The sequence below is a fragment of the Vibrio sp. 2096 genome (genome assembly GCF_033339595.1).
Lineage (GTDB): Bacteria > Pseudomonadota > Gammaproteobacteria > Enterobacterales > Vibrionaceae > Vibrio > Vibrio alginolyticus.
The window spans coordinates 420,026-434,594 of the sequence record NZ_JAWOUX010000001.1 but is presented as its reverse complement, the minus strand read 5'-3'; the positions used below and the strand labels follow the sequence as shown (position 1 = coordinate 434,594).

Annotated in this window: 10 protein-coding genes and 1 pseudogene; 3 read left to right on the top strand and 8 right to left on the bottom strand. The window is 45.1% G+C overall.

What is annotated here, in order from left to right; genetic code table 11:
• Window positions 1-390: pseudogene (locus tag R7Q41_RS01955) on the top strand (hypothetical protein); the annotation flags it as partial.
• Window positions 391-394: 4 nt separating this feature from the next.
• Complete coding sequence (locus R7Q41_RS01950; protein ID WP_199267664.1) at window positions 395-2,041, top strand: BatD family protein; 1,647 nt, start codon at window positions 395-397, stop codon at window positions 2,039-2,041.
• Between the two features lie 125 nt (window positions 2,042-2,166).
• On the opposite strand, the gene R7Q41_RS01945 is transcribed toward R7Q41_RS01950, so the two are convergent.
• The 5 genes from R7Q41_RS01945 to R7Q41_RS01925 all read right to left on the bottom strand — a co-directional run bounded on the left by R7Q41_RS01945 (window position 2,167) and on the right by R7Q41_RS01925 (window position 8,172).
• The gene (locus R7Q41_RS01945; protein WP_065275462.1) at window positions 2,167-4,293 is read right to left on the bottom strand and encodes a GGDEF domain-containing protein; all 2,127 of its coding nucleotides are present in this window, start codon (window positions 4,291-4,293) and stop codon (window positions 2,167-2,169) included.
• A gap of 328 nt (window positions 4,294-4,621) precedes the next feature.
• Window positions 4,622-5,371 carry a phosphate ABC transporter ATP-binding protein PstB gene (gene pstB, locus R7Q41_RS01940; RefSeq protein WP_005375156.1) on the bottom strand — a complete coding sequence of 250 codons (750 nt, stop codon included), beginning with the start codon at window positions 5,369-5,371 and terminating at the stop codon, window positions 4,622-4,624.
• Window positions 5,372-5,431: 60 nt separating this feature from the next.
• Window positions 5,432-6,295, bottom strand: a complete 864-nt coding sequence (pstA, locus tag R7Q41_RS01935; RefSeq protein WP_005383923.1) for a phosphate ABC transporter permease PstA — start codon at window positions 6,293-6,295, stop codon at window positions 5,432-5,434.
• Between the two features lie 22 nt (window positions 6,296-6,317).
• The gene (gene pstC, locus R7Q41_RS01930) at window positions 6,318-7,250 is read right to left on the bottom strand and encodes a phosphate ABC transporter permease subunit PstC (RefSeq protein WP_005375154.1); all 933 of its coding nucleotides are present in this window, start codon (window positions 7,248-7,250) and stop codon (window positions 6,318-6,320) included.
• 100 nt (window positions 7,251-7,350) lie between these two features.
• Window positions 7,351-8,172 (bottom strand): phosphate ABC transporter substrate-binding protein, encoded by an 822-nt coding sequence (locus R7Q41_RS01925; RefSeq protein WP_005375153.1) that lies wholly within the window; start codon window positions 8,170-8,172, stop codon window positions 7,351-7,353.
• A gap of 331 nt (window positions 8,173-8,503) precedes the next feature.
• Between R7Q41_RS01925 and R7Q41_RS01920 the strand changes: the two genes are divergently transcribed.
• Entirely contained in the window at window positions 8,504-10,147 is a 1,644-nt protein-coding gene (locus R7Q41_RS01920) for a methyl-accepting chemotaxis protein (RefSeq protein ID WP_005375152.1), read from the top strand.
• A 108-nt stretch (window positions 10,148-10,255) separates the two neighbouring features.
• Here R7Q41_RS01920 and R7Q41_RS01915 read toward each other — a convergent pair whose 3' ends face one another.
• Genes R7Q41_RS01915 through R7Q41_RS01905 form a run of 3 tightly spaced genes read right to left on the bottom strand, consistent with a single transcriptional unit; the run spans window position 10,256 to window position 14,562 of the window.
• Window positions 10,256-10,831 (bottom strand): DUF1566 domain-containing protein, encoded by a 576-nt coding sequence (locus R7Q41_RS01915; RefSeq protein WP_017635423.1) that lies wholly within the window; start codon window positions 10,829-10,831, stop codon window positions 10,256-10,258.
• 1 nt (window position 10,832) lies between these two features.
• Window positions 10,833-12,284 (bottom strand): DUF1566 domain-containing protein, encoded by a 1,452-nt coding sequence (locus R7Q41_RS01910; RefSeq protein WP_005375150.1) that lies wholly within the window; start codon window positions 12,282-12,284, stop codon window positions 10,833-10,835.
• A gap of 25 nt (window positions 12,285-12,309) precedes the next feature.
• Window positions 12,310-14,562: a proprotein convertase P-domain-containing protein gene (locus R7Q41_RS01905; RefSeq protein WP_250654559.1), complete on the bottom strand. Its 2,253-nt coding sequence runs from the start codon at window positions 14,560-14,562 to the stop codon at window positions 12,310-12,312.
• Window positions 14,563-14,569 lie beyond the last annotated feature (7 nt).

Genomic DNA, 14,569 nt, shown 5'->3' with positions numbered 1-14,569 from the left:
CAACAGCAACAGCAACAGCAACAGCAACAGCAACAGCAACAGCAACAGCAACAGCAACAGCAACAGCAACAGCAACAGCAACAAAAGTCTCAAAACGAAGGGAAGGAAGCGCAAGGACAACAGTCACAAAATCAGCAAGATTCTGAAAATAAAAAAGAAAAACAAAAAACGGAACAACATCAACCGCAACGAGATGACAAGCAAGTGAAGGATCAAGGTGAACCAATACAGGCTAAAGCGCATCCCGAAAAAATGCATCAGGATGATCCTGAGTTCCGTCGACTAGAAGCAGTAGAAAGTGCTCGCGACCCAAGCTTTTTGATCCGTGCGCAAATGCAACTTCAAGCGCAACAAAAACAACCTCCACAACAATCTCAAAAGGAGTGGTAAGCCTGTGATGAACAAAGGCGTAAAACTGGTCTTTATTTTTGTGGCCAGCCTAATATCCAGTTTCTCGGTGATAGCACAGACACTTCAAGCTAGTGTGAATAAAACACAAGTAGCCAAGAATGAAGTGATTAACCTCAGAATCATTTCAGATACTGAGCTCAGCTCAGACTCAATCGACTTCAATGTTCTAGAGAAAGACTTCTTCTTGGGTCAACCTCGTTATGGCCGCTCTAGCAATAACATTAACGGAAGAAAATCAGTGCGTACCGAGTGGAGTATCTCAATTGCACCAATGAAAGAAGGTGTTCTGACTATTCCAAGTTTTTCCGCTGATGGTATGAGAACGGAGCCGATCAAACTGCGTGTCAACGCGAGCCAAACAGACCCCAATCTTGATGATCTATTTAGCTTCAATATTACGGTCGACAACAGTACGCTCTACCCTCAGCAATCTGCAACATTACGTATACAGCTTCTAATTAAAGCGGACACTCGACGCCTAGATAACCCGCAAATAGTACCTCCGCAGATTGAAGGCATGAAGCTTGAGGCACTGGGTGGCTTACAGCAAAGACAGAAGATCTTAAATGGGTTAGAAGTAGCGGTCATAGAGCAGTCGTTTCGCTTAACGGCCAATCAACCAGGCACTTATACCTTGATAGGTCCTAAACTGACCGGTTCTTATATTTATGGCGACAGCTTGACGGGCTCAACCAAAATAATGCCTATCAACACCAAAGCGGAACGCATGCCAATCACGGTCAAACCGATTCCGAGCGAATTTAAAGGTGAATGGCTTCCTGCTTCAGCGTTAGAAATGACACAGAGCTGGCAAGACGATCAAGGTAATCTACTGTCGACTAACGCGATCAACACAGTAAAGCAAGGTTCTTCACTCACTCGAACCATTCAAGTTAAGGCTCGCGGTACACAAGCCGAATATCTGCCACGAGTCAATATTAGTTACCCGAGTTCACTGCGCGTGTATCCCGAACAACCTAAGTTCGATAGCGGAAGAGATGGCACCGTTACCATGACGGTGAAGCAAGTCATTATTCCTACAGAGGCCGGGAGATATACCTTACCAGGATACGACTTGAACTGGTGGGACAGTCAAAATGATGAAGCGAAGAAAACAACGTTACCAGAGCTAACATTAGACGTAGAGAAAAATGACACTGGGCTAATCACGTTGCCGGAATCGCCTCTTTCAGCACCTTTAGTGTCAGCCCCTAGTCCTGAATCAAGCGGCGGTGTGAGCAGTCTCTGGCGAACGTTAACCTTTGTTTTCTTAGGGCTTTGGATAATGACATTGGGAATCGCAATTTGGGCATGGAAAAAGCGGTCAATAACAGCGAGTGGAACGGTTTCAAATACTGAACAACCACTTTGCATCGACGCGCTAAAAAAAGTCATCGAAGAGGGCGATGCTGCGAAAATTGAACGCTCTGTAAATGAGTATTTAACCACTCATCAAGACAGGTTAAACCCTGGTGACGTACAAGCAATTAAGCAAGAGCTTAATGCCATGAATCAAGCGCGTTTTAGTGCTAACCAACAACCTTGGAGCCCTGATTCGCTGCTAGCGAAAATTCAAAACCTTGGCAAAGCAAACGTAACGAAAACCGACCACCAACTCGAAAAGCTATAAATAACTAAATAACAATGGCAGCTCTCATGAGCTGCCAATTCTCTTATCCGGCCAAATTTTGCTTTAGCGGTTTTATCTAGAGCACCAACCGCCGCTTCTTCCCTATCAAGTTGCTCTTATGAACATCACTTACTCAACAAAACTTGGGGCTCGTATTCGTATCGCCTTACACAATTTCGCCCATGATTCTTCGCTTGATAGAGTGCCTTATCCGACAACTGATATAAATGGTCGAAATTAAAGTCTTTGCCTTTCGCTTTATAACAGGAGTAACCGACTGAAACGGTAAGTAACTCCCCTTCTGGGTTATGTCGATGCTTTATCCCCTCGCCCTCGATGCACTGACGAATGCACTCTGCTCTCAGTCGAACCTCCTCTTGCTCAGAACCAATCATGAGCAATGCAAACTCCTCACCTCCGATACGGCAAAAAACTTCATCTTCACCTTTGGTATGATGATCCAAGATATAGCCAATTCGCATCAATGCGATATCGCCTTCGAGATGACCATAGTGATTATTGAATAAGCCAAAATGGTCAATATCAATCAGGATCAGGCCAAACGACATGTCGTCTTCACACTCTAGGGCACAATATTTTTGCATCACATGTTCTAACATGCGGCGATTACCAAGACGCGTCAAAGGATCGAGCTTAGAAAGTACCTCAAGCTGTCGATTGGCTTCCTCCAACTCTTTTGTTCGGTTCTGAACCTCCAGCTCTAAGTTTTCGTTTAATTCGCGAATCGCCTCTTGAGCTTGAGTACGTTGCAATACTTCAGCTAAGCTGGACGCGAACATACGAATCACTTCACGTAACTGAGAAGTTAACGGCGCACGTGTCAGCAAATTATCAACAGCGATAAAGGCGATAGGACCACTGCTATTTGAAGTCAATACCGTCATCGCAGCCCAACCAAAGCCAACAATATTACAGTCATGATAAATAGGCATTGATTCTTCAAATGCGACTTCGTTTGGCATTGAGCGAGCCAGATTTATAAGAGAGAAATCTTGGGTTTCGCCAAAGAAGTAAGATTCATCCACCACGTTACCTTGAATATCGGTACCCCACGTTCCTTGCATGTAAGAGCAATTTTCATCAGTTAAAAACACCGCCATTCGATCAATACCAAGATTTTTAATGGCGAAAGTGACGGCCGATTTGCATACTCCACTGACAGTAGTGCAACGTGATAACTCAACCATGCTTGAATGCAACATGCGTACGTTTTGTTCTTGGCGCTTACGAATGTAAATTTGAGAGAAGAGTGAACCAAACGAGTCCAACATCTGTTTTTGATATGCCGTTATCGGCTTACGATGAATAAAGTTATCTAGCGCGAACCACCCAAACGGTTCATTGCCATCGCGTAAAATCAACATCGCATTCCAGCCCTGCCCGATGACCTTGCCTGCTGTGTATATTGGCGCGTCTTCTACAATCACTAAGTTGCTCTCAAGGCTAGATAACGCGGTGATATACTCCTCGCTAAGTTGATGTAAATCGTATTGTGTGTGAAATTCATCAATCGTAATTCCTGACTCATCCGTGCCGTATGTACCACTGAAGCTGCGCTTTTTCATATCGAGAAGCATCAGTGTAGAGCGATCAAACCCAAGTCGTTCACGTAACGCTTCGACGGCTTTGTAGTACAAGTCCTTTAAAGAATCAGGATTAGAGATTTCGAGTGCAACTTGCTGAACTAACTTCATATTTTCGATAAAGCGCTCGCGTTGGCTAATCTCATCAACATATTGCGCTTCACGAATATCTCTGTGCCTGATCTCTTTCGAGGCATTTTTTTCGGCACGAATACATTGCCAACGCGCCGCTGCAAGCTGCATTGCGTCGTAACTTTCTTCATAGATATTATGTGCCGTGCGAGCATGAACAGATTGAATCAGTAGGTAGGTACGTTTGATAGGCGTGTTGTCGAGCATCATGATGTAACTATCACCACCTAAATCTCGGGTGTGATTCCAGTTACAAGTGTTGATCGCCAGAGGTATGATGCTTTCAGAGGTGTCAAACTGACTTGCCCACTCCCAGAATGTCTCAGGATAGTTTTGGGTTGGGTAAAGCTCTCCGCGAGAGAAGCTCATCGAATGACGAGGGTTAATTGAAGGATCTTCAAAAATAGCGAGGGCTTGAGGGGAGAACAGACTCTCTAAATGATCAAAGATTGCCTCCGCTAGCAACCGATGGTCCCTCGTTGAAGACACTTTTCTTGTAAAACTTCTTAAACTCACCCTACCAACCTAATCTACTTTTTTATCCTCGATAAAAAACTACTTAGGCCATGATATGCAATCAATACGTTCAAATTTGAGCTGTTAAGTCATTCGCAAAATTATCAGACTTAGTGTTACATTCGAGAGCTCTTCAGCACTTTTAAAGCCATGTTTCACATAAGTTACATACTTTATAAACTGGGGAGGAAAGTTGTACTTATTTACAAGATTTTTTGTGTTGGTAGGCGTTATAAGCCCACGACTTAAAAAGAAAAAGGCCCCTCATTAAGAGGGGCAAAGTTACCATCGCTTATAGTTATTTAGTTATGCTTGTAAATACGGTGGATTAACCGAAATCACCATTTACGTAGCCTTGAGTACGGTCGTCTTGAGGGTTGCTAAAGATCACTTGCGTATCGTTGTGCTCGACCAGTTCTCCCATTAGGAAAAACGCAGTGCGGTCAGAGATACGACGCGCCTGTTGCATTGAGTGAGTCACGATAACGATGGTGTAGTTCTTCTTTAGCTCTTCCATCAACTCTTCGATTTTGTGTGTCGCAATTGGGTCAAGTGCCGACGTTGGTTCATCCATCAGAATCACATCAGGCTCCATCGCGATTGTACGTGCAATACATAAACGTTGCTGCTGACCACCAGAAAGACCGAATGCGTGTGATTTAAGGCGATCTTTCACCTCATCCCAAAGTGCAGCACCGCGCAGCGAACGCTCTACCACTTCATCAATTGTCTTTTTGTCTTTGATACCTTGAGCACGTAAGCCGTAAGCCACGTTCTCGTAAATGCTCATCGGGAATGGGTTTGGCTTTTGGAATACCATGCCGACTTTGATGCGAAGGTCAGCAACATCAATGTTGCCGTAAATATCTTCGCCGTCCATCGCCAATTTACCTGTAATTTTCACGCCTTCGATTAGATCATTCATTCGGTTCAAACAGCGTAGAAGCGTTGATTTTCCGCAACCTGACGGGCCGATAAGTGCAGTTACTTGGCGAACTGGAATTGGTAAGTTGATCGATTTCAGTGCTTGGTTGTCACCGTAGAATAGGTCTAGGTTTTCAATATCAAATTTGTTCATTGTCTTAATCTCTTAATTCTCGAATTCGTGTCTTTTAACGTGCGTTCTTAATTAGTGTTGTTAGTAAGTTGCGGTGTTAAAACGTCTAGCAATCAGTTTCGTTACCATGTTGATCAAGAGAACAACTACGATAAGCACTGTTGCCGTACCGTAAGCCTGATTCCATTCTTCAACGGTAAACAGTTCGGTAGTCAGTTTGTATAGGTGAACGGTTAGCGTACGACCTGAATCCAATAAAGAATCCGGAATACGTGCAACCATACCTGCTGTCAGGAATACTGGAGCAGACTCACCAATGACACGACCAATACTTAGAATGACCGAGGTTAAGATACCTGGCATTGCGCTCGGAAGAATCAAACGCCAGATAGTGTAAATCTTAGAAGCACCGAGGCCATAAGAGCCTTCACGGTACGTTTGTGGTACTGCCATCAGCGCTTCTTCCGTCGTACGGATGATAACTGGCAGGATTAGGATACTTAGCGTCAATGCACCCGATAGAATCGAGAAGCCAAGGCCAAGAATCGCCACGAAGAAAGTCATACCAAACAGGCCGAAAATGATCGACGGGATACCCGCCAATGACTCGGTACAGAATCGGATGATTTTCACCAAACGACTGCCCACTTTCGCGTATTCGGTCAAGTAGATTGCCGTCATGATACCGAGTGGCGCTGCCACTGCGATAGAAGCGATAACCATGTAAATGGTCGCCACAATCATTGGGAAGATACCGTGCTCTTCACCTGTGCGCGTATAGTTATCAGTAATGAAGTTCCAATCTACGTGTTGTAGACCGTTTGATAGGATGTACCAGATAATCCAGAACAAGAAACCTACCGTTAGTGCTGCCGAGATCCAGACAAATGCGTTAAAGACATTATCTTTGAACTGGCGTGCTTTTTTTAGTTTTGCGCGATCCATAATAGTCACCTTTAACGAGCGATTACTTCGCTTTTTCTCGGTTTAGGTACAGTAGTACAGCGTTCAACGACATGATGAAGACCAGAAGTACTACACCTGTAGCGTAAAGTGCGTTCGCGTGAACACCACTTGCGTAAGACATTTCAATAGCGATGTTTGCAGTTAGTGTACGAGCCGAATCAAGGATGCCTTCTGGCATTGCCGGCGCGTTACCCATAACCATGATAATCGCCATGGTCTCACCCAACGCACGACCGATACCCAGAATCACACCTGTCATGATGCCTGAGCGAGCCGCTGGAACGAGCAACTTAAAGATGGTGTAGATTTTCGATGCGCCCAGTGCCAAAGAACCTTCTTTATAAGTACGAGGGACAGCGCGGATAGACGTTTCAGATACCGTAATTACCGTTGGTAGAATCATCACACCAAGAACAATGATACCGGCAAGGATAGTATTACCTGCAGGTACATCAAATACCTTCTGAATCAATGGAACGATAATAACCAGACCGAAGAAACCGTAGACCACTGAAGGAATACCAGCTAGCAGCTCAACCGCTGGACGGATAATGTCTGCTAATCGCTTTGGTGCGATTTCAGCGATAAAAATGGCGGTCAGAACACCAATTGGAACCCCAACAATGACAGCACCAGCCGTCGATACGATAGATGCCACAATCATGGTGGCGACACCGTAAAGCGCAGGTGGTAACCAGTTTTGTCCTAAGACAATGCCCGATACGCCTGCTTCTTGGAATGCCGGAATACTCTCTCGAACGATGAAGTATGCAATAACGGCCAATGAAACAATGCCGATTACGGCACTCGTTAGGAACAAGCCGTGGAAGATGCGCTCTTTCCAGTCTACACGACGCTTCTCGCGTAGGCCTGACTTGCTGATAGCTCTAGCGTCAGTATTCATAAGCTTTTCACTATTTGTTGCGATGGTCATTTAAAAATCTCACGGTTCTGGGCAATGCCGTTGAACACAATGGATAGAAAAGGCTCAGCCCGAAACGTTGGGCTGAGCAAACTTTAGAGTCCCGATGGGATTAGTTAACTGAGATGTAACCTTTTTGGTCAACTAGCGCTTGCGCTTCGTCAGTTAGCATCCAGTCTAGGAATTTTTGCGTTTCTGTTGATGGCTTGCCTTCTTTGTAAAGAACAAGGAATGGACGCGCTACTTTGTAAGAACCGTTTTTAACGTTAGCTACCGTTGCATCAACGCCGTCGATTGCTAGCGCATTAACAGTGTTGTCTACAGTACCAAGAGAAATGTAGCCGATTGCGTATGGGTTAGATGCAACCATTGTTTTCAGTGCGCCGTTACCGTTTGCAACTTGAGCACGTTGAGAGATAGCTGATACCTTCTTACCAGAAATCTTCATTTTTAGAGACATGATGTCTTCAAATGCGCCACGAGTACCAGAAGCTGTGTCACGAGTAATGGCTACGATTGGCTTGTCTGCACCACCGACTTCTTTCCAGTTTGATACTTCGCCTTTGTAGATTGCAGTCACTTGCTCGGCTGTTAGACCTGGCAGTTTGTTTTGTGGGTTAACAACCACTGCGATACCATCACGAGCAACCACTTCTTCGATTAGTGTTGATTCTTTTTCAGAGTCTTTTAGATTACGAGAAGACATACCAAGGTCTGCTGAACCATTTTTCGCTGCTTTTACACCAGCTGAAGAACCAGGACCTTGAACTTCGATAAATACGTTAGGGTTCTTCTTCATGTACGTTTCAGAGAAAACTTCCATCAGTGGAGTTACGCTGCTAGAACCCACTGCAGAGATAGTTTCTTTAGCAGAAACAGGAGTCACTGCCATTGCGCCTAGAAGTGCGATTGCACCGATTACTGTCTTTTTCATCACAATTTCCTTAAGTGGCTTTATTGCCGTTGTGTTTCACTTGAACGGTGCTCACTTTAGAATTTGAATATGACAGTTGTGTTTCACTTAGTTGAACCCTCTATGACACGTTGTCATTTCTAACTATTAATTCCGCGACTTATCCCTCTCTCAATTTGAACGTAACGTTTTTATAACGTTGCCTCATGTTCAAGATGATAACCCCATCGATTTTGGTACATTTCATAACAATTAGATATGAGTAACTCATTGATTTGGCATATATAACAATTAAAATCGAAATGCTTATTTATAAAAAAGATAATAATCAAACCGATAGAGGGTCAATCTCATGCGTCAATTTCTTAGTACGCTTTCTATTAAACTTCAGGTTTTTCTGCCTGTTCTATTCACAGTTATATTACTCATCATTGGACTGAGTGTCGGAATCGGTAAACTCGATCAAGCATTCAATAAGGTTTCGGCTTCCACCCATAAGCTAATCATTCACAAAGAGGAACTTAGCGGCATCGTAGACAACACTTACGCCATGCGCATCAAAGCCATTTATAGTCTATTTAGAGCCGAAGATGTTCAGTCTCTCAACCAAGAGCTTTCTGAGCGACAAAACAAAAACCGCGATTTTCTTAACTCCATCGACAATCTCCCTGGCGTTCAAAATGAAGTCAATGCTATGCGTAAGGCCATGAATCACTATGTTGATTTCACTCGCGTTACCATGACACCTCTGCTCACCACTAAACACTCTTCTGATTACACCACCTCTGATTTCAATCAAAAGTACGAATCTGCAATGGCTGAGTATCGATTAGCTGGCGAAGCGATGATCAACGCCATCGACAAACTATCTAAACAATTGAATCAAATCGTCACCGATGAAGTCGAAACGAATGGCGAACAACATTCAACCACGCTAACTTACAGCGCCGTCTCGCTTGCGGTGATCTTGAGTGCCGCTTCACTTATTAGTTGGGTACTCGCCAGCTACATCGTTGCGCCGATTCGTAACCTTCAAGTAACGATGCAGGAAGTCGCGAAGGGAAACCTACTAGTTAAGGCCGAAGCCATCGGGAAAAACGAAGTGTCTCAGCTGGCTCGAGATGTAAACCAGACCATAGAAAAACTGCGTGAAACTGTAAGCGCATTGGTTCGCATTAGTGAAGATGTGGCATCAGCATCAACCGAGTTAGCAACTGTTATGACTCAAAGCAGCGTCAACTCGGATCAAGAAAAGCAAGAAGTTGAGCAAGTAGCCTCGGCGATCAATCAGCTAGAGTCGACCGCAGCTGAAGTATCGACCAATGCACAAGAAGCCGATAGTGCATCAAATCAAGCACGTACGTTAACCTCACAAAGTATAAGCATGTTTGGGGAAAGCACTCGCGCAAGTGAAAAGATGGCGGAACAACTTAACGAAGCCGCTGCCGTCGTAACTTCGCTAAAAGATCAATCAGAACACATTGGTCGCGTGATCGAAGTGATTGAAGGTATTTCTGAGCAAACGAATCTACTTGCACTGAATGCAGCGATTGAAGCTGCACGAGCGGGCGAAAGTGGCAGAGGCTTTGCGGTAGTGGCCGATGAAGTACGTATGCTGGCAGCGCGAACTCAGGAGTCCACCAAAGAGATCCAAACCATTATAGAAGAGCTACAGCAACAATCTGGTCACGCAAATGAAAGTATGCATTCCAGCTTAGCCATGTTGTCAGACAACCAAGCTCTTACACAAGAAGTTAGCCAATCACTTGCTAATATCAGTAATGCTATCGCCGATCTGAACTCAATCAACACTCAAGTTGCGACCGCATCAGAAGAGCAGAAACAGGTTACGGCTGATATCAACAACAACTTAACGAACATCTATGAACTAGTGAGCCAGAACGTCACTGGTATCACTCAATCCGCCGCGGCAGCGCAAGAGTTGTCTGGTTTAGCAGAAAATCAAAAACATCAACTTAAGCAGTTCCAAGTTTAAATACTCTGCTCAACACGATAAGTTCCAAAGGTTAGAAAAGAAAAAGCTCCGCACTGGCGGAGCCTATCATAAAGGCAAAGCTATCAACCCTTATTAACGTAATAATTATTATTCATCTGTCACTAACAAGAGAGAGCTTTTGAAACTTGAGTTTAACGGATCTCTATTGAAAACCTCACCATTAGTCGTATCAAAAGTTGCAACATGCTTACCGTCGCCATTAGGTGTGTTGCTCCAGACATAACGCCCTAGAACATCATCTCCATCTGTCAGACTATAGCCGCTAGCAAACCCTGTACTATTTATGGCTGGGCTGTGGCAAGCTCGCTCAGTTAGAGATACCAGCTCTTTGATATTTGCTAGTCGCCAATTTTTTTTGTCAGCAAAATTGTGAAGAGGATGGTTGCCATCCTTATTACGAATTTGTTTGGCTGTGGAGAGAGCGAGTTGCCATGACATTGTAGATCGCGTCCCCTGGCATTCTTGGTTTCCTACATTCCATGTCATACCAACTGGACAGCGCATCCATGTTAGACCTGTTTTCAGGTCAGTTACGGTACCGCTCTCAGAATATGTATAACGCGTGTTAGGTGCCGTTTTAGCAAAGTCAGTAGAACACTCTTGTGCAGCTATTGCAGTTTGAGAAGCCAAAGTAAGAGATAGTACAGTTATTAATTTCTTCATCTTATTGCCCCTTAACTGCGACTAGACGGATTGGGAATTGGTAAGAATCATCGGCACCCGCACTTGTGTTGCTTGATCGAATCTCGACGTATGAAATAGTGCCTCTATCTTTGCCCCGGGAGACAATCGCAGGGAAATAAATCTCGCCATCAATAAGTTGTGATGATGCATTCGTAAACTTAAAGTCGCTATGCCAAAACGCACCATATCCTAAATAAGGGCTACCTATGGTTTGCTGTGGAAAGTATTTAACATTAAAACCATAGACGTTGTATTTTGCATATTCATCGTTCGGAGCAAACAGTGTTTGTTCACCAAAGTCTAGTAAGTCATAAGTCTCACGGTAAGTAGGCAAGCGCCAACCAGTGATTCCACATAACGATTGTTTGTTTATGTACTGAACATATTGGCTAGTGGTACAAACTTCATCACCAGCGTCTTTACAACCTGCAAGCTCTACATCTTTGCTAAATGGCTTAAATGTTTCAGACTCAAACGCAAATAGGCGATCTTTAAATTGAACTGAGCTCGCATCCGCACTTTTGTTTTCCCAAACAAGACCAGTACGCTCGTCCATAGTACAAGCCCACTCAGTCGCATCTGCAGCTAAAGCTGCACCTTGTGAATCTAGCTTAACGAACTTAAAGCCAGCGCCTGTCGACGTTTGCTTGTCCTCTTTGTCGAAGCCGTATTCTGCATCTTGACCAGGGTAAGACGCTTGAACCTCAGCAACGTCTGCTGCTCCTTCAGCAAAATAAAGAACGGCGCCCGTATCGTTACTACCAACCGTTTGTTCAGCAACCGCTACAATTTCTTCAGCAAATGCACTTACTTCCGCTTCAGACAGAAGATCAGAGGCCAACGATTTACCTTGAAAGCTAAGATTTTGAGCAAGCAGCGCTACGCCTTGGGTCATTTGCTTTGGTTGCATCGCAGCTAATAGCACAACCGTGTTTTGCTCTAGCTTGTCTAGCTCGCTAGCTTCTGCGTTAGACATCACCGTACCAGAAAGAGAAACGCCGGCATCGGCGAGTTGCGCTTTCACAATCTCTTCAGCTTGAGCAACGGTTTTACCGTCAATTACAAGACCCGCGAGCAACGTTGTTACACCATTGACCGTGTTACCCGTTGCTAAATTTTGACCCGGAGCCGCAAGACGCAACGTTTGGTTTGAACCTTGATCAACTTGAGCAAGAATGGTGCTGGTTAGTACGTTTTTGTCGCTTGAAGTCAGGCTAAATTTACCGGCATTATCCGTTTTAGCACTCGGTTCAGTGGAATCACAAACGTAGTTTTGGTTTAAATCGATACATACTGGCGTATCAAGAAGTGTACCTGCAGAAACGATGGTGCCAGCTACATCATAGGTCGGTGCCGACGTGTCACCACCAGAACCTCCGCCACAGCCAGCAAGGGCTAGTGACATAGCAACGAAAGAATATTGAAACTTCATAGATTTTATCTTCTTTTGATTTTAATTAACGAGAGCGAATCACTCTCACCATTGAAAGCAGGAAAAGTCCTAACAAGGTCCAAGGCGAACCACTGCCACCTGAACCACCGCCACTGCTTTCTTTAGTGGTATCAGCACTACACTGATACTGAGCAAAGTGACTCACACCCCACTCTTTCAACACCCCAGAGTTCCCTGACACGCGGTCAGACACTTCGAGACGCCAAGTACCCCAACTCGGTTGACCGACAAGTGCTTGTAACTCCTCGTCATACTGAGCGGTGAAGTAACCTTTAAATCCTTTGGTATTGCTTGATTGATGGCTAAGTAGCACGACCGATTTGCCTTGTGGAGACACTAGCGTCACTTGCAGATCTTGCAGTGAGTCATGTTCGATGTTCAGGTAAACCGCAAACGAATCATCAATCGTGCGTGACTTGTCCGATAGCGTCTGAGAGAACAGTCTGTCGCCCTGTTCCGGCAAAGCGGAGTTCACTGGTTGAGGCTGGATATCGAGCTCTGGCGTACCATTAACCAGCATCACCTTTTCACTCCACTGGTGAGTCTTTAGGCCTTCAGAAAATTGATAATCCAATGAAATAGAGGAATCGAATTGCGTGCCACATGTTAGACCGCTTGGTAACGCCACCTTCATTGAGGTCGAGTCAGAAAGCGTTTCATCAAAGTCGAAAACAGATGCGTTGTTTAGCTGCCATTGCCCTTTGATGCTCGCTTCACGGCCAGTTTGGCTCAGGCTCAAACCAACGTCTTGACCTTGTGCGATGTATCGAGCGTCATAGCGAACACGAAGAGGCGCTTTAAGTAAGTTGTGTTTGTTGAAGCTATCCGTCAGGAATTGGGCGTAGTCTTTATTTGGGAACAAGGTGTTTGCGGCAAACACGGTCGACTCCGCCAGATCATTCATTTTCACGCCACGACCAATGCCGTACATGCCTTCAAGAACAATGGTGTCAAACTCGCGGAACACCCTATCGGTATCATCACCGTATCGTTCAACCGATGCTTTAAGTGCTTGGAACAGTGGCGTTGACCATAACTCGTCGCCTAGTTCACCGCCCACACTAACGTGCGCAGGATACTCTGAACCCTCGAAGTAACGAGCTCTTTGGTTCCATAAGCTACGAGTTGTTTTGCGTGTTCCGAACACACCGTCCCAGTTGAACACCGTATCTAACTCGAATTCTTGACCACGACGCGAAGCATCCAAATATTGAGTTCGGTAGCTCGCGCTGCCCGCCCAGTAATCAGCAAAACCCTCTGCGATAGCACCAGTGTGACCGTACGCCCAATCCGGTACGATTTGGTAATGAATGCCATGCCCAAGCTCGTGTATCACGACATCAGCATCGACTGCATCCGGAGAAACACCACCGACACCTAGCATGAGTGCTTTCGGACCGTAATAGTAAGTAGAGTTATCTTTTGATAAACCGCGAGCGTCAAAACGAAGCGGTTCGTCAAACAAGTCGTAAGTCAGGCTTGTCAGATATTGGATCGAGCTATCAAGATGATAAAAAGCCATCAACTGTGGGAACGCATTGTCACCAAACTCGGTGCTTTGCATCTCATCAACACTGTCAAACGCTTGAACTCCTTCTGCGCTGAGAAAATCCAACGTATCAAGTACAGGCGCTTCACCAGGTGTTGGGGCTGCAAATAAGCCCGTCGCATCCACTTGCTTCAATCTTGGGTTAGACAAATAGAACTTACCGCCGGACTGTAAAACCTCAATCGACTTGGTGACGTACTCGATCGGCTGAGGGTAATCGGATAGTGCTGACCACGTCGATTCTGGTGCCGCTTGCTGTTGCATGGTGCGAAGATCTGGGTTGAACAAAGAAACCTCAACATCAACCAGACTTCCAGAGCTCAAAGCAGGTGGCTCTTGTGCTTGCAGTTGGCGAGGTGATTCCAATTCCATTGCAACCGTTGGTTTGCCGTTACGAATGATCGTATCTTCAAGGCTCTTAAACACTCGCACAACGTGATGATTTTTATCGGTTGTTACTACGAGGGTGCGCTGTGCTTGATATTCACCGTTTACCCAAACATCAAAATTGTAATGCTCACCAAGCTGAGACTGGGTTTTGTAACGGAACTTAAACTCGCCCGCTTCCGAGTAGTGGCTGTCTAGATAAGTTTTCGCTTGCGCTTCATTCGTTACCACAGAGTCCGTTGCGGGATAATCCCACTCTGCAGCCTGTGCCGCAGGGGTACAAGCAATAAGCAGCGAAAACGCCAATGGTTTTAGCTTCATGATTTCG

Excerpts from the sequence above, each read along its gene's own strand:
- pstB (WP_005375156.1), bottom strand. The coding sequence starts at position 5,371 with ATGAACAAATTTGATATTGAAAACCTAGACCTATTCTACGGTGACAAC.
- pstA (WP_005383923.1), bottom strand. The coding sequence starts at position 6,295 with ATGGATCGCGCAAAACTAAAAAAAGCACGCCAGTTCAAAGATAATGTC.
- pstC (WP_005375154.1), bottom strand. The coding sequence starts at position 7,250 with ATGACCATCGCAACAAATAGTGAAAAGCTTATGAATACTGACGCTAGA.
- R7Q41_RS01925 (WP_005375153.1), bottom strand. The coding sequence starts at position 8,172 with ATGAAAAAGACAGTAATCGGTGCAATCGCACTTCTAGGCGCAATGGCA.
- R7Q41_RS01920 (WP_005375152.1), top strand. The coding sequence starts at position 8,504 with ATGCGTCAATTTCTTAGTACGCTTTCTATTAAACTTCAGGTTTTTCTG.
- R7Q41_RS01915 (WP_017635423.1), bottom strand. The coding sequence starts at position 10,831 with ATGAAGAAATTAATAACTGTACTATCTCTTACTTTGGCTTCTCAAACT.
- R7Q41_RS01910 (WP_005375150.1), bottom strand. The coding sequence starts at position 12,284 with ATGAAGTTTCAATATTCTTTCGTTGCTATGTCACTAGCCCTTGCTGGC.
- R7Q41_RS01905 (WP_250654559.1), bottom strand. The coding sequence starts at position 14,562 with ATGAAGCTAAAACCATTGGCGTTTTCGCTGCTTATTGCTTGTACCCCT.